The sequence below is a fragment of the Rhizobium sp. BR 317 genome (assembly GCF_047445835.1).
GTDB classification, from domain to species: domain Bacteria; phylum Pseudomonadota; class Alphaproteobacteria; order Rhizobiales; family Rhizobiaceae; genus Rhizobium; species Rhizobium paranaense.
Window position 1 is genome coordinate 67,401 of sequence record NZ_JARWLB010000005.1, and the last position, 16,648, is coordinate 84,048.

The window sequence follows — 16,648 nt, forward strand, 5'->3', positions numbered from 1 at the left end:
CTTGCGAGGGAGGGTGGATGTCGGAAAGGTTGCGCCAGCCCCTGGGCAGGCGGCGCTGCTGATCGCGCAGATCCCGGCGGGACAGCGGTTCTATCGGAAAAAAGAGGGGATGGGATCGATCGTCTCGGGGGATAGAGCACGATAGACCCGAACCCAAAACAGCGCTTCGCTTGTCCTTTGGTTTCGTTCGGCGATCAGAGCCCGTATCAACGCTTCCGAGCCGGCCATATCGTGCCAGCTCATTTTCAATCCACTGGCGGCTTGGCTCACCGCCTCCTCAGCTTCGTCGGCTTGGCCCATCTCGCTCTCCTAACGTGAGGATATACGGGCGCCTTTGCGAACGTCATTCCCCTCATATGTGGGGATGCCCTTGTTTGTGGAAGCAATCTCGCGGTAGGATGGTATCAAAGGTAGGTGATGCGTCATGCGGGGAACCTCCGACAACCCAAGATTCGAGCACGCCTTCAATGAGATCAAAGCGGCGCCCAATGTGGACACCGCCATTCGGTCTCTGCAGGCGGCATATCACGTCGACTACGTGACCTACCATCTCGCGCAGACAATTATGGATACGATCGACGCACCGTTTGTTCGTACCACCTATCCCGATGCCTGGGTTTCCCGATATCTCCTGCACGGTTATGTTAGGATTGATCCGGTCGTCAGGGAAGGTTTTCTCCGTCAACTTCCGTTCGACTGGAGCGAGGTCGAGCCGACGCCAGAGGCCTACGCGCTATTGGTCGACGCGCAGAAACATGGCCTTGGCGGCAACGGTTACTCCATTCCCGTCGTCGACAAGGCCAGGCGCCGGTCGTTGCTTTCCATCAATTCAGCTTTGCCGGCCGATGAATGGCAGGAACTGGTCACGAGTTCTCAAGAGGCGTGGACAGAACTTGCGCATCTCATCCATACCAAAGCTGTGCTGGAACTCTATGGCGAACATGATCCGGTGCCATCCTTGAGCCCGAGGGAAATCGAGTGCCTGCATTGGACAGCGCTTGGCAAGGACTACAAGGACATCGCGCTGATTCTCGACATTTCCGAGCATACGACGCGCGACTATCTGAAGACGGCGCGGTTCAAGCTGGGCTGCGCCACGCTCTCGGCCGCCACGACCAAAGCCGTCCAGCTTCGCATCATTACACCGCTCACAAATCCCCTCAAATGAGGGGCTCCATTTGCGGGATTTCCGACCCTGGCTTTCAGGCTCATTCTTGCCTTACGACAGCAACTGTTGGAGGCGAAAATGTTCATAGTTATTCAAGCTCATGAATATCATAAATACGCGAACATCCTCGATCAGATGTTCCGCCTTCGTAAGACGATCTTTGCGGATACGCTTGGCTGGGACGTAACCGTCATCGGCCCCTACGAACGCGATAGCTACGATGCTCTCGGCCCCGCCTATCTTGTTTGGTGCGATGAGCGGCGTGTGCGGTTCTACGGCGGGATAAGGCTCATGCCGACGACGGGACCGACACTTCTCTACGATGTCTTCAGAGAGACGTTTCCGGCCGCAACCGACCTCGTTGCGCCGGGGATCTGGGAAGGAACCCGCATGTGCATCGACGAGGCCGCGATCGCAAGCGAGTTTCCCGACATCGATGCCGGCCGGGCATTCAGTCTGTTGTTGCTCGCACTTTGCGAATGCGCCCTCGACCACGGCATCCACACGATGATTTCCAACTACGAACCCTATCTTAAGCGGGTGTACAAGCGGGCGGGTGCTGAAGTCGACGAACTTGGCCGCTGCGACGGATATGGGAAATATCCTGTTTGCTGTGGTGCTTTCGAGGTCTCGCAGCGTGTCCTGGCGAATATGCGGCGCATGCTGAACGTCTCGGCTCCGCTTTACGTTCGCCCCAAGCCAATACGATCCGTTACCACACGACTGTTGGAGATGGCGGCGTGAGCAACGTGACCTTCGTGTTTCGAATTAGGAGGCGCCCATGCCCAGCGACGATAGTCTGAGAGTGCGTGAATTTGTCAGAATGTTCAGACTGATTTCCTCGGCGAAGGATGCAGCCGAAGCACTGCAGCTTCGCAACCTAGTCCACCTGACGAATATGGCATTGCTGCAGGTGGCACTGGACTGGGATGGTCTGGACCCGGAACGAGATCCCGATATCGACCTGGGAGGGCTCGTTCGCGAGAAAGCGCGGATCGCGATGAGGAACGGCAGAGAGAACCTGCTTGTTCTACCCCATTCGTGAATAACCGAGCTAGAGCGTCCTCCGCTTTCAGGCGGGACTACCTGGAAGCGGATAAGATCCTCTAGCGCCGGGATATCCATGAACTTCCATTCGGTCGATCGGCGTCTGCGTCAACCCGATCCAGCATTCGAACTCGGTGTTTGAGATCGAAAGAAGCCCCGCAGAAGCGGGGCAATTGCTGAATGCGACCTGTTAGTGCCAGGTCTGTCGATTATACCAGGAGTCAATGTCGCGCCGTGCGCGATCTCTTTGCAAACCATAGCGTTCCTGGAGTTTGCCTTCGAGCTGATCCAGGCGACCGTCGATTTGATCGAGGTCGTCATCGGTGAGCTTACCCCACTGCTCCTTGACCTTGCCTTTAACCTGTTTCCAGTTTCCTTCGACTCTGTTCCAATCCATAATTTCCGCCTCGCTATCTTGGTTGCGTTATGGGAAGATAACGCAGCTTGGCTATCTTTGTTCGGTAGGGAGACCTGCTGTAAACGGCGAAAATGACCGGTTAGACAGACTTACGAAAATCCGACGAGTGTGCCGCACCCGATTGGTATGGGTCAAATAACGTATAGAAGTTGTCATAAAAATATGCTTTAAATCAACCGTCGGACGTGCCCGCGCCCGACTGCTGGACTATCTTTTGCCCTATCCCTGAGCGGATAGGGCTTTTTCTTTTTTGTGAGAGTGAACCTCTTCGCACGAAGCGATCATCGAATGGCTTCTCGTCCGCCAATCTTTAGGCCCGCCGCGGTGCTGGGCAAGCACGCGACGGGCCAGGGCATCGCTGCTTGGTTCATGCGACACCCGGTGGCGCCCCCCTGCCACCTGCGTCCAAACCGATATGATGTGGGGAAGTTCCAGTGAGTTTTAGAAAGCTCCGCTAAAGAACTACACCCTATACAAAAGGCGTAGTTCCCTAGCCGAGCCATGACGTGGCCGCTTCTTTCTTGGTCTTATGGTCTCCGCACGACCCGCATAACCAGCGAGACGATAAACAAGACCAAGAAGATGAAGAATAGAAACTGTGCTATCGAAGCAGAGGCGCCTGCGATGCCTCCGAATCCGAGAATGCCGGCAATCAGCGCCACAACAAAAAACACCAGAGCATAGTAAAGCATCGTGCTCTCCTTTCGATTGATGTAGGAGATAACGGAGCGCTTCGGTATTGGTTCCGAAACGTCATGCCCGGGCCAAGCTGACCTTTCGGCTTGGTCAAGGTATCGATCGTTCAGGTGACGCACATAGATGCCGGCGATGAACAGGGCCGACGGCAACCGTTCATTGGCTATCCAAAATTCAGCGCGTGCTGGAATGATCTGTCGCCCTCATTGGGCTCTGGTGGTTCCGCTGCCTGAAGGTAGAATTTGACAGGCGCGGTCAGAACGAACCAAATATTTGCTCCGAACAAGAAATACGCGCCCACGGAGTCGCCGGCGCCGGCGAAAAAGGGCAGACTGGCGGACATGAACAAGACGGTCATTCTCACCGACCATTCCGCTTCTCGTCTCGCGAAGGCATGTGTCCTAAGGCGCGCATATTCCCGCCGGCCATACGTATCGGTTTTTCTCATCGAAAAAAGGAGCTTCCAAAGGGAGGGAAGCGCCAGCATGATGAGAGCTGAAATGCTGAGGAGGAGCCCGGAGCCGTGAAGAAAATGTTCAGCGGCAATCAGAAGAAACAGGAGCACGGCAAGGTGCCAGGTCGGCTCGAGCCGCTCTGGAGGCTGACCAGAATAAACATGCCACGCTCGAAGCCAATTGGCTGCGCCATCGAGCAGCGGCTGATCGATGTAACGATTGATCCATTCCATTTGTAAGCGGTCCCATTGCCGGAGGAGAAGGGAACAACACGCAAATCGGTCATCATCGTGGCAATGCCATCGATAACCGGCGAATGGCTGCTGCGGCAGGAACTGCTGGTGGCCGGAACTACATGAATAGTCTATCGTTATAGCCATCTCTCATCGAAGGGAGATCATGCAATTCACCGACGGAGGCGTCGCGTTAAACGACGTCGTTGCTCCAGTGGAATTCATCGGCGAAGGAGTCGAACCTTGAACACTGCCAATCTCCAACTTGAAGGTCTTCTCACCGCAGTCGCTTCAATCAATGCCCTTCTCGTCGACAGCGGCATCGTTTCTCGCAGCGATATGCAGCAGGCGTTGGAACGTGCACAGCAAGGCGTCAACGGCGAGGCCCGCGGCCTATCGGAAGCCAATCGAAAGGCCATGCTCTTTCCCATTCGTCTGCTGCTGCTCGCCAACGAGGAGTCGAGCCTGGGGAGAGCCAGGACATTTGCCGAATATGCAGAAGCGGTCGGCAAATCATCCTGAAATGCTCGCGCTCAAAGAGCCATGAAGCTGCGGTCGAGCTAAAGATGATTGCGGCGGTGTCGCTTTAAGGCTGTTCCCGCGTACCTGGCGCAGCGGTCCGTTCGTTCGCGTCTTCAAGATCGCCTTTTACCAGAAATGCGTCCGTATGTTCGGCGGCTGCTTCCCTTGGCGCATCCAATTTTGGCACGTCGTCGCCCTCGATCTCGGTCTTATMGAGATGAAACTCACCATTGATCTGTTTTTCTGCACGTTCCCAATGCTCGAGGTGTCGACCTTCTGGTCTGCCTTCGTTTTCCCATATGGAGTAGGCCCGCTCTCTGATTTCCTTTTCGAGATCTCTTGTTGGTGCTTCCGCCGTTTGTGATTCATCGGCTGCTGGCGAATTGGTCGGTCTGTCATCTGCCATCGGTCATCTCCTTTTCGCCTATCAATCGACGTGGGGAGAGTATGTTCCTTGACCGGCCCGCCTTTTGTTCATTCGCCACAAAATTCCTAACACGGCACGTCGTCGGCTGATGCAACGCTCGGTGCTTTACTTGAGCATGATGCCCTTGTCTGCAAGGCCTCGTCTCAGCCGGTCGATCACGGCATGGCGCGTCTCCGACCATTCCCTCGTTTTCGCCCAGTATTCGATCATCAATACCGTCTTGTCGGCGGTGAGATCGTCCGAATAGACGCGGGAGGGTGGATCGTTTCGCACCCGTTCGTCCGATCTGACGAGCTCGAGTATCGCCTGCATCACCACGTCGATATCGACATCGTTGCCGACAGCGACCGACAATTGCTGGCGCCGGCTGACCTCGCGGCTGTGATTTTTGATCGGCGTATTCCACAGCGTTGAATTCGGAGCCATCAGGTAGAGGCCGTCGGCTGTCTTCATCACAGTCGCGAACAAGCCTATTTCGAGAATGCGTCCCTCGACATTGGTCGTCTCGATATATTCACCAACACGCAGCGGCCTGAGCACCAGAAGCATGATACCGGCTGCAATGTTTTGAAGCGTGCCTTGCAGCGCCAAGCCGATCGCCAAGCCTGCAGCGCCGAGAGCGGCAACGATCGACGCGGTCTGAATGCCGAATTGCGCCAGTACGGCGACAAAAACAAAGATGAGAATACTGTAATGCAGGACGTTTTCGAAAAAGCGGGCAAGCGTCTCGTCGATCCCATGGATTCTCGACAGACCTTGATAGGCCCACCGGCTGAAAACTCCGGACAGAATCCAGCCGACGATGAGAAGAATGACGGCGCCGGCGATGGAGAAGCTATATTGTACAGCCAGGGCCGCTGCTTGGCTGAAGGCGGCGCGCGCGGCAAGAATAAGGTTGACCGGCTGATTTTCCATTGAAAAAGCATCCTTCCAAGACGGTAGCAACGATGATTTGGTCTGAAATAGTCCGTTGAACCCGTTTTCAACCGCGCGGTTGCGGTTTCTGCCGAGAGGAAGTGGCGCCCGGATGGATATCGAGGGCGGCGATGTCCTGGTTGAGTTCTGATGAGATCTTCTTCGTCATCACGCCCCCTCTGGGTGGCGAGACAAGTGGCGGGCGTATCCGAAAAAAGCGCCGCCGTTCCAGCAACGCCTGCTCCACAACCAATGCAGAATATGAAAAAGAACTCGCTGCCCTCTGGCGGATAGCGGCGAGTTCTCTTCATTCAGTCCGCCGCAAAGCAATCATCTGTCCGCTTTGCCGCTGCGCGAAATTCTTCGACTCAGCACCGCCCCGAATTCCACTGAATACTTGCCACATGGCGGGGCATCCAAATAGTCGCTAATATGTATTAGCGCCTTCGGTTCGATCGGGTGATCCGGCGGATAGATCTAGTCTGCGCGGCGCGAACACCGAAGCCCTGCATCGCACACCCCCCGAATGTGACGCTGTTCGAGAACAGATTTCCCCTTTTCCTTGCAAGGAAAGATGGTCGTTCCTTTTTATCTACTATTTTTATGGGGAATATAGGCTGGCAGCTTCCGGATGGCCGGCAGGCGGAAGGCTTTGGCCGACGAGGCGTGGATCAACGAGATGGAGGATCGCATGAAATTCGATTTCATCAGCCGCCTGAAGGCAATCTTCAGCCGTCTTGCGCTTCATCGGATGGGCAAGCCGGGCGTTCAGAGAGCATCTGTCGAAAGACCGATCACGTTGGATGACGGCCGTTATCCATCGGCGAGCGATTACGAACTCTATTACTGGTGCTCCGCACCGGCGCCCTGGTATTGAGAGGAGGCACTTATGGCACTGGCCTTCGATCTGCGACGACCGGTCGTAAGACGGTTTCCGGACGACATTCGATCCCATCTCGTTTACGGCCTCGAAGTTTGCTCCGTTGCCTCGTCCTTCATATTTTTATTCGCGTTTGTGATGGGAGTATTCTGATGCTCTCTCCGCTGTATTTCAGACCCTTCGCGCGGGACAGTCAGTATGTCCTCCGCCGGTTTCCCCAAAGCACTTTGATGGGCATACGATGAGCAGAGTGTTGATCTTGCCGGGCTTGTTCGGATCGGGAGAGGGACATTGGCAGCACTATTGGCTACAGGATCAGCCGGACGGGCGCCTGGTGGATCAGGACGATTGGGATCATGCGAACCTTCGCGACTGGATGGCAAAGCTTGACGCAGCGCTGGAGGAGGCGGGAGAGGCCTACATCGTTGCCCACAGCCTCGGCTGCCTGCTGACCGCGCGGCTGGCGGATCGGCCGACGGCGCGCCGTGTCAAGGGAGCGCTGCTCGTCGCGCCCTGCGATCTTCCGGCGACCGAGGCGCTTCATGCGGGGCATATTTCTTTCGGAGCCATGCCCACCGCGACCTTGCCTTTTCCCAGCCTGACGATCGGCAGCCTGAACGACATATACATGACGCTTGACCGTCTTACGATGTTCGGGCACCTCTGGAATTCCGATATCCGGAATATCGGCCTTGCGGGACATATCAATGTTGCGAGCGGCTTCGGACGCTGGCCGAGTGGGTACGGGCTGCTGGAGATGCTGAAGGCGCGGGCTAGACACCGGAGACCGCGAAGGTCCATGTCTGTGGCTACCGCCTAAAGGAGGACTTTTCTTCGAATGCATTAGGCGGCATCCTGCGGTACATTTTTTAACTCGACGTTCGTCGCCAGCAATTTTGCCGGGACGACGAGCCACTATGGGGAGGACCACCATGAGCCTGCGTATCAACGATATCGCACCCGACTTTACCGCCGACACCACCCGCGGACCGATCCGGTTTCATGACTGGCTTGGCGACGGCTGGGCAGTCCTGTTCTCGCATCCCAAGAATTTCACGCCGGTCTGCACGACCGAGCTGGGGGCAATGGCAGGCCTTGAGCAGGATTTCGCCAAGCGCGGCGTCAAGATCATCGGCATTTCCGTCGATCCGGTCGAAAGCCACAGCAAGTGGAAGAGCGACATCAAGACGGCGACCGGCTTCGATGTCGAATATCCGCTGATCGGCGATAAGGATCTCAACGTCGCCAAGCTCTATGACATGCTGCCAGCCGGTGCCGGCGAAAGCTCGGAAGGCCGCACGCCTGCCGATAATGCCACCGTGCGCTCGGTCTTCATCATCGGACCAGACAAGAAGATCAAGCTGATCCTCACCTATCCGATGACGACGGGCCGCAACTTCAACGAAATCCTGCGCGCCATCGACTCCATTCAGTTGACGGCAAAGCATCAGGTCGCCACGCCGGCGAACTGGCAGCAGGGCGAAGATGTCATCATCACGGCCGCCGTATCCAACGAAGACGCCATCACGCGCTTCGGCTCGTTCGATACGGTTCTGCCCTACCTTCGCAAAACGAAACAGCCGTCGGCCTAAGTGGGCAGCATATGGGAACGTCGGCCGGGCTACGAGCCGCGTTCCCTTTCCGTCGGCTGATGGCCTGCCATCGGCTCATCTCCTGTTCAACGTGTTGACAGGCTGAAAACTGTCAGCGCGTTGATGCCATTTTATCCCTGTGAGTAGGAGAGCTTGTTAAACTCAATCTGCGCTTTCCTAAAGTTATTGTTTAAGATCAATAACTTTGCATATTGTATTGTTCTTAAAGATTTTTTTATACCAATATGGCTGGGTGCCAGTTTTGGCCGTCTCCCCGGACCACGGCATTGGAAGAGATTGCGGACTCACCGATGTATGTCAGACGGGAAGGTGCCCACAGCCGACGCAGCTCCTTTTGCCCGCCGAATTGCATCCAACGCGATCACCGTCAACAAGGTCGCGGCTAGAATGAGAAGGTAGCCGCCGACGGCGCGGTAGATGAGGACGCCCAGAATGCCGCCGATCAGGAAGGCGGCTATTGTGTAGAAATGCAGCCGGAGCTTGCTCAGATTGTGCCGCGCCTCGGCCTCGGGCTCGCGCCCACGCAGAATGTCGAAGGCGATCCCAAGTTCGATACCGAGATCGGTGGCCATGCCGGATACGTGCGTAGTGCGCACGCGCGCATCGGAGATGCGGGTGACAACGGCATTCTGCACGCCCATTAGGAATGCGAGACCGAGAACGAGAACCGGCACACGCCAGACAGCCAGCAGCCAGAGATCCGCGCAGCCGAGAAGGCCAAGCAGTGCAGCCTCCGTCAGGATGCTATAGGCGTAAATGGCATGGACGTTGCGGCGGCGGCCTTCGTTGATGATCAGCGTCGACACTGCTGCACCAACTATGAACGCCACCACGATCCCGGCATAGAACAGCGCCGAGAGCCAATGGCCAATGGCCAGATCATCCGAGAGCGCCGAGACATTGCCCGTCATGTTGGCGGAGAAGAAGCCGACGGCATAGAAAGCCGATGCGTTCAACGCGCCAGCGATGGCGGCAAGCGAGCCCGCAAGGCCGCGGTCGATCTTTTCGTTACGATGAGAACCTTGTCTTACGAGCATGTGGTGCGAACTATCGGTGTGACGGCGTTGGAATAGCCGTGAGGGATGAGGTTTAATTCAAGCGGTTTTTTCATCGTCGTGCTGAAATATCTTATTGGCTTAATGACGGCGAAGCATTCCCTTGCAGCCGCGCTTGGGCGGCCTCCTTCGTCATCCTCAGCGGTAGCGGCTGACTCCATATGATGGAGCTCGTCGGCCACGAATGGCTCCTTTGGTGCGTGAAACGATCGCAGCTTACTCCGAGGCTTTGAGTCTTTACAAGCGGGGGTTTCTATCCGTGCTGCAAAGTCTGCAGGACGCGCACTTACGAGGTCCTCGGAAGAGGTGGATCAGCCAAATGCCGCCAGTCTCCCTTGAACATGGGTGAGACCAGGCAATATTCACAGATCAGAGCGATGTGGGACGGCATTCGACGGGAGGAAGAAAATGTTGAACAACAATGTTCCCTGGATACGGCCTGTCATCATTCGATTGCAATGCGGTCTGGAGCGCAGTTTTTCCGGCGCATACGATGCCCTGGATTTCCTCGAACATGAGTGGCCGGTTCGGCACGGAAAGCAGTATGACCGCGCAGGCAAAACCTGCCGCGGGGCATTGAGTGGCGTAATCCCCTCGATCGTCGCGCGTGAAGCCTTTCTTGCTGCGTGCCTAGAGGCAGACATGCCGGCGCTCACTTTGCCTCGCAAGGCCATACCGCACTAAGCCTTCGGATTTTCGCGGACGACGCGCTGTAGTAGAATTTGAGCGGACGGCTCCGTCTGAGGGCGGAGCTACTGGCGGCGGTATAGGTGACACCGTCAAACGCCCAACGAGCGGAGCAAATCTCTCCGGTTGGCGGCGTCCGATATCATCAACGTTTCAGGTTGGAGAAGACAATGCCTCCCGAAGAGATGAACGACGTGCTGACGAAGCTGCCGCTCCGGATTGGTGCCTATGTGCCCGAAGACCTGCTTGAAGACTGGTTTGCGCCAGGGACCGGGATGAACCCGGTCAGCAAGGCAGCCCTCGACAATGCCGAGGCCTATGGCCGACGCTTCGAATGCGAATTCAAATATTATCCCGAACGCTATGAGGGCGTGTTTTGGAAGTTCGTACCGGCCATGTAGGGTTTATTGCTCTCCGCCGAGCATCTCGCGCAATTCCCGAACTTGCCGATTCAATGCATCCAACTGGGCGGGCGTCATGCCCGAGCGTTCCGTCAGGGTCTCGCCAAGACAGCGGCTCCGGGCAAACAGCGCGCGGCCGGCTTCCGTCAGCCAAACATGGACCTGACGTTCGTCGATTTTGCTGCGTCGGCGTTCGACATAACCAGCTTGTTCCAGCCGCTGCACCGGGGGCGTAATCGTGCTCGATTCCAGTGCGAGCCGATCGGCGATTGCGCCGACCGTCAGCCCATCATTCTCCCCCAACGTACATAAGACCAGATATTGCGGATAGGTGATGCCCATTGAATCCAGCATCGGTTTGTACGTGCGGTTGATAGCGATGCTGGCCGCATAGAGCGAAAAACAAAGCTGATTGTCCAAGGGGACGGGTTTGGGTTCCGACATGGGTATCTTCCAATTGTGCTCGTCATTCCTATATCACGAAAAAAGATATCGCGATAAATTTTTGTAGACAGCGGCTCGAAACGGCTCTAAGTAGATAGATATCGCAATAACAAATAGCGCGATATTAAATTAATGGAGATTGAAATGAGCCAGTCGATCAATCAAGCTACGCGCCGAGGTGTCATGACGGCCGGACTCGGCCTGGCCGCTACGGCGGCTATCATGCCCTTCGCTCAAACCGCACAAGCCTCTCCCGTAAAACAGTCTACGAAAGGTAAGGACACTATGAGCAGCAGCACGATTACGACCAAGGATGGAACGCAGATCTTCTACAAGGACTGGGGCACAGGTCAGCCGATCGTCTTTCATCACGGCTGGCCGCTGAGCGCCGACGACTGGGACGCGCAGATGCTGTTTTTCCTGAACCAGGGCTTCCGCGTTATCGCCCATGATCGCCGTGGTCATGGCCGCTCGAGCCAGACGGCAACCGGCAATGAAATGGACACCTATGCCGCCGATGTCGCAGCGCTGGCGGCTCACCTCGATCTGAAGGGCGCCATCCATGTCGGTCACTCGACTGGCGGCGGTGAAGTTGCTCGCTATGTGGCCCAATATGGCGGCAACGGCAGGGTCTCCAAAGCGGTGCTGATCGGTGCGGTTCCGCCGATCATGGTCAAGTCCGAGAAAAATCCCGGTGGCTTGCCGATCGAAGTGTTTGACGGCTTCCGCGCCGCGCTTGCCGCAAATCGCGCCCAGTTCTTCCATGATATTCCGGCCGGCCCGTTCTACGGTTTCAATCGTCCGGGTGCGACCGTCTCGGAAGGCGTCATCGATAACTGGTGGCGTCAGGGTATGATGGGCGGCGCCAAGGCTCACTATGATTGCATCAAGGCTTTCTCGGAAACTGATTTCACCGAGGACCTGAAGAAGATCGATGTGCCCGTACTGGTGATGCATGGCGACGACGACCAGATCGTGCCGATCGCGGATTCGGCGCTTCTGTCTTCCAAGCTGCTCAAGGACGCGACGTTGAAGGTCTACAAGGGCCTCCCGCATGGCATGGCCACCACCCATGCCGATGTCATCAACGCCGACCTGCTCGCCTTCTTCAAGGCGTAACGATCCCTACAAAAATAGAGCGCCCGCCGGAAGGCGGGCGCTTTGCGCGCAACGTCGTAAGCCCTCACACTAAATCTTACCGGCCACCTTCGATCTTGCGGTGACGCTGGTTGGTGCCGCCTTTGCCGTAGGGGTAATCCGCCGACTGCGGTGCGCTGACGTCGTTGAGCCTGTCCATCTCTTCTTTTGACAGCGTCAGTTCCGCAGCGCCGAGATTGTCGGCAAGCTGTGCGGGCGTGCGGGCGCCGAGGATGACGGAGGTCACGGCGGGGCGCGCCGCCGTCCAGGCGAGGGCTACCTGCGCCATGCTGACGCCGCGTGCCTTGGCGATCTCCTCAACGGTGGTGATGATCGCCCAGGTTCGCTCCAGTGCATTGCGTGCCGCATAGGATTCGCTGCCGCGATTGGGATTTTCGCCGAGACGGGTTGCGCCAGTCGGCATCTGGTCGCGCCTGTATTTGCCGGTCAGCCAGCCGCCGCCGAGCGGCGACCACGGCAGCAGGCCCATGCCCGCATCCTGGCAGGCCGCGACGATTTCAAGCTCGATATCGCGGGCAAGCAGGTTGTATTGCGGTTGAAGCGTAACCGGCCGCGTATAGCCGTGCGCCTTGGCGATTTCGACGGCCTTGGCGATATGCCAGCCGACATAGTTGGAGAAGCCATAATAGCCGATCTTGCCGGCAGAGACGGCGTCATCAAGGAAACGCAGCGTCTCTTCGATCGGCGTCAGCGCGTCCCAGGCGTGCATCTGGTAGAGGTCGATATGTTCGACATCGAGGCGCCGCAGGGAGTCATCCAGAGCCTGATTGAGATGCCGGCGTGACAGACCGATATCGTTCGGCCCGGTGCCCATGGGGAAGCGTCCCTTGGTGGCGATGATTGCCTGCCGCGCCTCGGTCGGCCGCACTTTCAGCCAGCGCCCGATGATCTCCTCCGACTTGCCGGCGCTGTAGACATCGGCGGTGTCGATGAAATTGCCGCCCCAGGCGAAATAATCGTCCAGCAAACTGTGAGATGCGGCTTCGTCGGCTTCCGCGCCGAAGGTCATGGTGCCAAGGCAATATGCAGTGACGACAGCCCCGCTGGGACCGAGCTTGCGATAATCCATTCCTGCCTCCTCTGGTGGAGCACCTGCACCCGATCCGCAAAGCGGCCAGCAGAGCGAGAGCCCCGTGATCTGTAGCGATGTTGTGCTTGAGACGGCCTCCGGCCATCGAATGACGTTCGGCGCTCCACGCTTCAGCATGGGGCCGCAATGCAACCATAGCCAATCACACCGCTGTGACCAAGTGGGTTTGCGAAATAAGCTGCACTGCTCCTGGTGAGATGGATTTAATTGGCTGGAGATGATCTTCCGTCAACACGAGGGGTTGGTCTGATGCGTCGTTACGGGGAAAGCGAATTCATTGCGAAAGCGGGGTGCGTGACGTAAAGACCCTTAACCCCGAATCTCCTTTTCGCCGATTCTGAACATCTTCCGCCCATGGACGAAACTCCCACGACCCGAATGCTGGCCTGGGCACGCAATTCGACGGTCTATCGTCTTGAACGCAAGATGATGACCGAGAAGCAGTTGTTCGATGCCATTGCGAGAAAAGCGAAACAGAAGTTCGAAGGCATCAGCGATGCGCAGATCAGGGCCGTCGCTGACTTCGCCATCAAATTCGCCTACGACCAGAACGCTCTTAACGACGTCGCCTATGCCGAGATCAGCACGCGGTCCGCGGTCCGCTCCGGCAAGTCAAGGAAGGCCATCGCCTACAAGCTCGCTTCGAAAGGCATAGAGAACGATACGGTGGCGGCGGCTTTGGATGCTACGAACGATTTGGTCGCGGCCGTCATCTTTGCCCGTAAACGCGCCTTCGGACCTTTTCGGAGAGGTGAACTCGATGAAAAGCGAAAGACGAAAGAATTATCAGCATTCGCCCGCAACGGATTCGGTTTCGAGATCGGCAAGGCGGTTTTTCATATGAGCCGGCAGGAGGCCGAAGAACTGCTGCATTCGTCCTTGGTTTTCTGAACGGTGCAAGTTGGTCTGAATTCTCATAGCCCGATTGAAAGCGGAACCTGCAGCCGGTAGTTTCACCCGCATTGAGGCGCGGTTCGCGAGGATTTGCATGAAGGCAGGCGTTCGATCTTGTGTGCTGGCGGTCTGTTTTGCGTCATTGCCGATCGTGGCGCATGCGCAATGGCAGGCCATCGAAACGGTGAAGACCTATGCCGTTGCCGGGAAATCGGGCGCGGAACTCTACGAATCGATCGGCGGGCGAGGCCCAGAGGTTGGAAGCAAAGTTCGCGCTATCGCATACACGGGTTTCAAACTGACGTGGACGAGGAAGTACGAGCCGCAGGGAGATGCCTGCGTCCTGGTTTCCGCACAACCGAAGCTGATCATCACCTACACGTTGCCCAAACCGGCAGAGCAATTGCCGGTCTCGACAAGAAAAAGTTGGGATACCTTCATCGCCGGCGTGCACAAGCATGAACTCGTGCATGGCGATATGATCAAGGACATGGTGAAGGAGATCGAGGCCATGAGCGTTGGCCTGACTGCCACCGATGATCCCGATTGCCGCAAGATCAGGAACGATCTGACGAAGCGCTTGTCCGAGATTTCGAACAAGCAACGGCAGCGAGCCCGGGATTTCGACAAAACCGAACTCAGCGACGGCGGCAATCTCCAGCAGCTCGTCCTCAAATTGGTGAGGGAGCAGTAGATCCCGCCGGGAGCCTATTGCGCGGCAGCCAAATGGCTGTTGCCGATCGAAAGAGCTTCGGCAGTACGAACAAGTTCTGCGCCCAAAGCCGTCTTGTGATCTCCGGAAACATCGATCGGCAGGACGAAACAGATCGTCGCTTCGACGATGCCGTTCGAGTTCCAGATCGGAGCGGCCATGCATTGCGTGAAGCTATTGATCAGTCCCGTCGTGACGATCAGTTTCTTTTTCCTGGCCTCGCTGCATTCGCGAGCGAAATCCTCAAGCTCGACTGCACGCCCGTCGGGAAGGGTCAAGTCGCCTTCCTCCAGCAACTTACCGATTTCGTCCTGGGACATATGTGACAGCAGCAATCGTCCCGATGCCGTCCAAGGGATCGGCACCTGCGATCCGATCTCCGAGCTGATGCGGAGGGGACGGGAACCTGGGGAGGCGTGGACGATCGCCTGCTTGTTCCTATGGCGCACGCAGAGCTCGCTCGTCTCGCCCGTCTGTTTCGACAGCCGCTCGACGGCTTCTCTGCCGCGAATGACGATGTCATTCTCCTGCAGGTAGCGCGTACCGTAGAGATAGAGCAGCTTGCCGAAATAGACCCTATTGTCGCTGCCGTTGGTCTCCAGAATACCCGCATCCGAGAGAATGCCGACGAGATCGTAGATGGTCGATCGCGGTGCGTCGATGGCCTTCGGCAGGTCGGCAAGCCGTACCGGTTGCCCGGCCTTGTTCAGATAAGCGAGCAATTTCAAGACCCTATCGATGCCGCGCTCACGAGGTCCGTGGGATTCCCGGGTCTTTCGCGCACCTTCGTCGTTCGAAACCATGGCAAAAATGCTCCATTGCTGCCGCTCTGGCATTGCGCCAGCGCCGAAATCGGTATATCGTCCTAAATATAAGAAACGAGTCTTATATATAAGACAAAAGCTTGAGAAACAAGCTTGCATGCGGGAACTCTATCTCAAACGCGGAGGCTAACATGAACGATATTTCGCAGCGTCGTGATTTTTTGAAGCTGGGCCTGGGTGGCCTGGCAGTCGGTACAGCCGTTGGCCTGATGGCCAGCAGCGAAGAGGCGGCGGCTCAGGCGGCCAGCGATAGTCTGCTGCGCACGGTCCTGGATCGCGGTCATCTGATTGTCGGCACGGGCAGCACCAATGCTCCCTGGCATTTCGAGAACGACGCCGGCGAACTGGTCGGCATGGATATCACCATGGGCCGTATTCTTGCCAAGGGCCTGTTCGACGATGAAACCAAGGTCGAATTCGTCAAGCAGGATGCGCAGCAGCGCATTCCGAACATCGTCACCGGCAAGGTCGACATTACCATCCAGTTCATGACGATGACGGCGCAGCGCGCGCAGCTCATCAACTTTTCCCGGCCTTACTATGTCGAAGGTGTTGCCCTACTGACCCGTCCGGACGCAGACAACAAGACCTTTGACAAGCTCCTGGCCGGCGGCAGTAACACGCGCATTTCCATCCTCCAGAACGTGGACGCGGAACAGACCGTTCACCTCGTTCTGCCGGATGCGCAGGTCATGCAGATCGACACGCAGGCTAACGTCATTCAGGCATTGGAGGCCAAGCGCGCAGATGCCGCCGCAGTCGATTTGTCGACGGTACGCTGGCTCGCATCGCGAACGCCCGATCGTTATTTCGACGCCGGCAAGCAGTGGAATGCCATGCTTTACGGCGCCGCCGTACGTCAGGGCGATCTCGACTGGTTGTATTTCGTCAACACGGCGTTCAACACCGCCATGTTCGGCCATGAATCGGCACTCTACGACGCTGCCTTCAAGCAGTATTTCGGCTTGGATGCGCCGGTGCGCAAGCCGGGTTTCCCGACCATCTGATC

23 protein-coding genes are annotated in these 16,648 nt (G+C 57.0%); 13 read left to right on the forward strand and 10 right to left on the reverse strand.

The window, feature by feature from the left end; all coding sequences use genetic code 11:
• Positions 1-90: 90 nt before the first annotated feature.
• Entirely contained in the window at positions 91-300 is a 210-nt protein-coding gene (locus tag QD357_RS09630; RefSeq protein WP_183937863.1) for a hypothetical protein, read from the reverse strand.
• Between the two features lie 124 nt (positions 301-424).
• Between QD357_RS09630 and QD357_RS09635 the strand changes: the two genes are divergently transcribed.
• The 3 genes from QD357_RS09635 to QD357_RS09645 all read left to right on the forward strand — a co-directional run bounded on the left by QD357_RS09635 (position 425) and on the right by QD357_RS09645 (position 2,213).
• Positions 425-1,168, forward strand: a complete 744-nt coding sequence (locus tag QD357_RS09635; protein ID WP_183937865.1) for a LuxR family transcriptional regulator — start codon at positions 425-427, stop codon at positions 1,166-1,168.
• Positions 1,169-1,246: 78 nt separating this feature from the next.
• The gene (locus QD357_RS09640; RefSeq protein ID WP_183937867.1) at positions 1,247-1,912 is read left to right on the forward strand and encodes an acyl-homoserine-lactone synthase; all 666 of its coding nucleotides are present in this window, start codon (positions 1,247-1,249) and stop codon (positions 1,910-1,912) included.
• Positions 1,913-1,949: 37 nt separating this feature from the next.
• On the forward strand, positions 1,950-2,213 hold the full coding sequence (locus QD357_RS09645) for a hypothetical protein (protein WP_183937869.1): 264 nt from the start codon (positions 1,950-1,952) through the stop codon (positions 2,211-2,213).
• A 192-nt stretch (positions 2,214-2,405) separates the two neighbouring features.
• Here the strand turns inward: QD357_RS09645 and QD357_RS09650 are convergent, their stop codons facing one another.
• From QD357_RS09650 to QD357_RS09660, 3 genes are all read right to left on the reverse strand, one after another.
• Entirely contained in the window at positions 2,406-2,612 is a 207-nt protein-coding gene (locus QD357_RS09650; protein WP_183937871.1) for a CsbD family protein, read from the reverse strand.
• Positions 2,613-3,160: 548 nt separating this feature from the next.
• Positions 3,161-3,325 (reverse strand): DUF1328 domain-containing protein, encoded by a 165-nt coding sequence (locus tag QD357_RS09655; protein WP_183937873.1) that lies wholly within the window; start codon positions 3,323-3,325, stop codon positions 3,161-3,163.
• A 167-nt stretch (positions 3,326-3,492) separates the two neighbouring features.
• The gene (locus QD357_RS09660; protein WP_183937875.1) at positions 3,493-4,017 is read right to left on the reverse strand and encodes a hypothetical protein; all 525 of its coding nucleotides are present in this window, start codon (positions 4,015-4,017) and stop codon (positions 3,493-3,495) included.
• Between the two features lie 243 nt (positions 4,018-4,260).
• Between QD357_RS09660 and QD357_RS09665 the strand changes: the two genes are divergently transcribed.
• The gene (locus QD357_RS09665) at positions 4,261-4,539 is read left to right on the forward strand and encodes a hypothetical protein (RefSeq protein WP_183937877.1); all 279 of its coding nucleotides are present in this window, start codon (positions 4,261-4,263) and stop codon (positions 4,537-4,539) included.
• A 64-nt stretch (positions 4,540-4,603) separates the two neighbouring features.
• Here QD357_RS09665 and QD357_RS09670 read toward each other — a convergent pair whose 3' ends face one another.
• Together QD357_RS09670 and QD357_RS09675 are read right to left on the reverse strand one after the other, a co-directional pair.
• A complete protein-coding gene (locus tag QD357_RS09670; protein WP_414124171.1) occupies positions 4,604-4,945 on the reverse strand; it encodes a DUF2934 domain-containing protein in 342 nt (113 codons plus the stop codon).
• A 126-nt stretch (positions 4,946-5,071) separates the two neighbouring features.
• Positions 5,072-5,881 (reverse strand): mechanosensitive ion channel family protein, encoded by an 810-nt coding sequence (locus tag QD357_RS09675; RefSeq protein WP_183937881.1) that lies wholly within the window; start codon positions 5,879-5,881, stop codon positions 5,072-5,074.
• Between the two features lie 691 nt (positions 5,882-6,572).
• Here QD357_RS09675 and QD357_RS09680 point away from each other — a divergent pair.
• The 3 genes from QD357_RS09680 to QD357_RS09690 all read left to right on the forward strand — a co-directional run bounded on the left by QD357_RS09680 (position 6,573) and on the right by QD357_RS09690 (position 8,353).
• The gene (locus QD357_RS09680; protein ID WP_246451192.1) at positions 6,573-6,758 is read left to right on the forward strand and encodes a hypothetical protein; all 186 of its coding nucleotides are present in this window, start codon (positions 6,573-6,575) and stop codon (positions 6,756-6,758) included.
• A gap of 244 nt (positions 6,759-7,002) precedes the next feature.
• Complete coding sequence (locus tag QD357_RS09685) at positions 7,003-7,581, forward strand: RBBP9/YdeN family alpha/beta hydrolase (protein WP_183937883.1); 579 nt, start codon at positions 7,003-7,005, stop codon at positions 7,579-7,581.
• 112 nt (positions 7,582-7,693) lie between these two features.
• Entirely contained in the window at positions 7,694-8,353 is a 660-nt protein-coding gene (locus tag QD357_RS09690; protein ID WP_183937885.1) for a peroxiredoxin, read from the forward strand.
• A gap of 305 nt (positions 8,354-8,658) precedes the next feature.
• Here QD357_RS09690 and QD357_RS09695 read toward each other — a convergent pair whose 3' ends face one another.
• On the reverse strand, positions 8,659-9,411 hold the full coding sequence (locus tag QD357_RS09695) for a YoaK family protein (protein ID WP_183937887.1): 753 nt from the start codon (positions 9,409-9,411) through the stop codon (positions 8,659-8,661).
• Positions 9,412-9,837: 426 nt separating this feature from the next.
• On the opposite strand from QD357_RS09695, the gene QD357_RS09700 reads away from it, so the two are divergent.
• Positions 9,838-10,113 carry a DUF982 domain-containing protein gene (locus QD357_RS09700; protein ID WP_183937889.1) on the forward strand — a complete coding sequence of 92 codons (276 nt, stop codon included), beginning with the start codon at positions 9,838-9,840 and terminating at the stop codon, positions 10,111-10,113.
• A 173-nt stretch (positions 10,114-10,286) separates the two neighbouring features.
• Positions 10,287-10,517, forward strand: a complete 231-nt coding sequence (locus tag QD357_RS09705; protein WP_183937891.1) for a hypothetical protein — start codon at positions 10,287-10,289, stop codon at positions 10,515-10,517.
• 3 nt (positions 10,518-10,520) lie between these two features.
• On the opposite strand, the gene QD357_RS09710 is transcribed toward QD357_RS09705, so the two are convergent.
• Positions 10,521-10,961: a MarR family winged helix-turn-helix transcriptional regulator gene (locus QD357_RS09710; RefSeq protein ID WP_183937893.1), complete on the reverse strand. Its 441-nt coding sequence runs from the start codon at positions 10,959-10,961 to the stop codon at positions 10,521-10,523.
• Between the two features lie 285 nt (positions 10,962-11,246).
• Between QD357_RS09710 and QD357_RS09715 the strand changes: the two genes are divergently transcribed.
• Positions 11,247-12,080 (forward strand): alpha/beta fold hydrolase, encoded by an 834-nt coding sequence (locus QD357_RS09715; protein WP_210318845.1) that lies wholly within the window; start codon positions 11,247-11,249, stop codon positions 12,078-12,080.
• A gap of 76 nt (positions 12,081-12,156) precedes the next feature.
• Here the strand turns inward: QD357_RS09715 and QD357_RS09720 are convergent, their stop codons facing one another.
• Entirely contained in the window at positions 12,157-13,188 is a 1,032-nt protein-coding gene (locus tag QD357_RS09720; RefSeq protein WP_414124172.1) for an aldo/keto reductase, read from the reverse strand.
• Between the two features lie 375 nt (positions 13,189-13,563).
• On the opposite strand from QD357_RS09720, the gene recX reads away from it, so the two are divergent.
• The gene (gene recX / locus QD357_RS09725; protein WP_414124173.1) at positions 13,564-14,100 is read left to right on the forward strand and encodes a recombination regulator RecX; all 537 of its coding nucleotides are present in this window, start codon (positions 13,564-13,566) and stop codon (positions 14,098-14,100) included.
• 97 nt (positions 14,101-14,197) lie between these two features.
• Entirely contained in the window at positions 14,198-14,797 is a 600-nt protein-coding gene (locus QD357_RS09730; protein ID WP_414124174.1) for a DUF922 domain-containing Zn-dependent protease, read from the forward strand.
• A 14-nt stretch (positions 14,798-14,811) separates the two neighbouring features.
• Here the strand turns inward: QD357_RS09730 and QD357_RS09735 are convergent, their stop codons facing one another.
• A complete protein-coding gene (locus QD357_RS09735; RefSeq protein ID WP_414124175.1) occupies positions 14,812-15,618 on the reverse strand; it encodes an IclR family transcriptional regulator in 807 nt (268 codons plus the stop codon).
• Between the two features lie 152 nt (positions 15,619-15,770).
• Here QD357_RS09735 and QD357_RS09740 point away from each other — a divergent pair, with 152 nt between their 5' ends.
• On the forward strand, positions 15,771-16,646 hold the full coding sequence (locus QD357_RS09740; protein WP_414124176.1) for a transporter substrate-binding domain-containing protein: 876 nt from the start codon (positions 15,771-15,773) through the stop codon (positions 16,644-16,646).
• Positions 16,647-16,648: the final 2 nt, after the last annotated feature.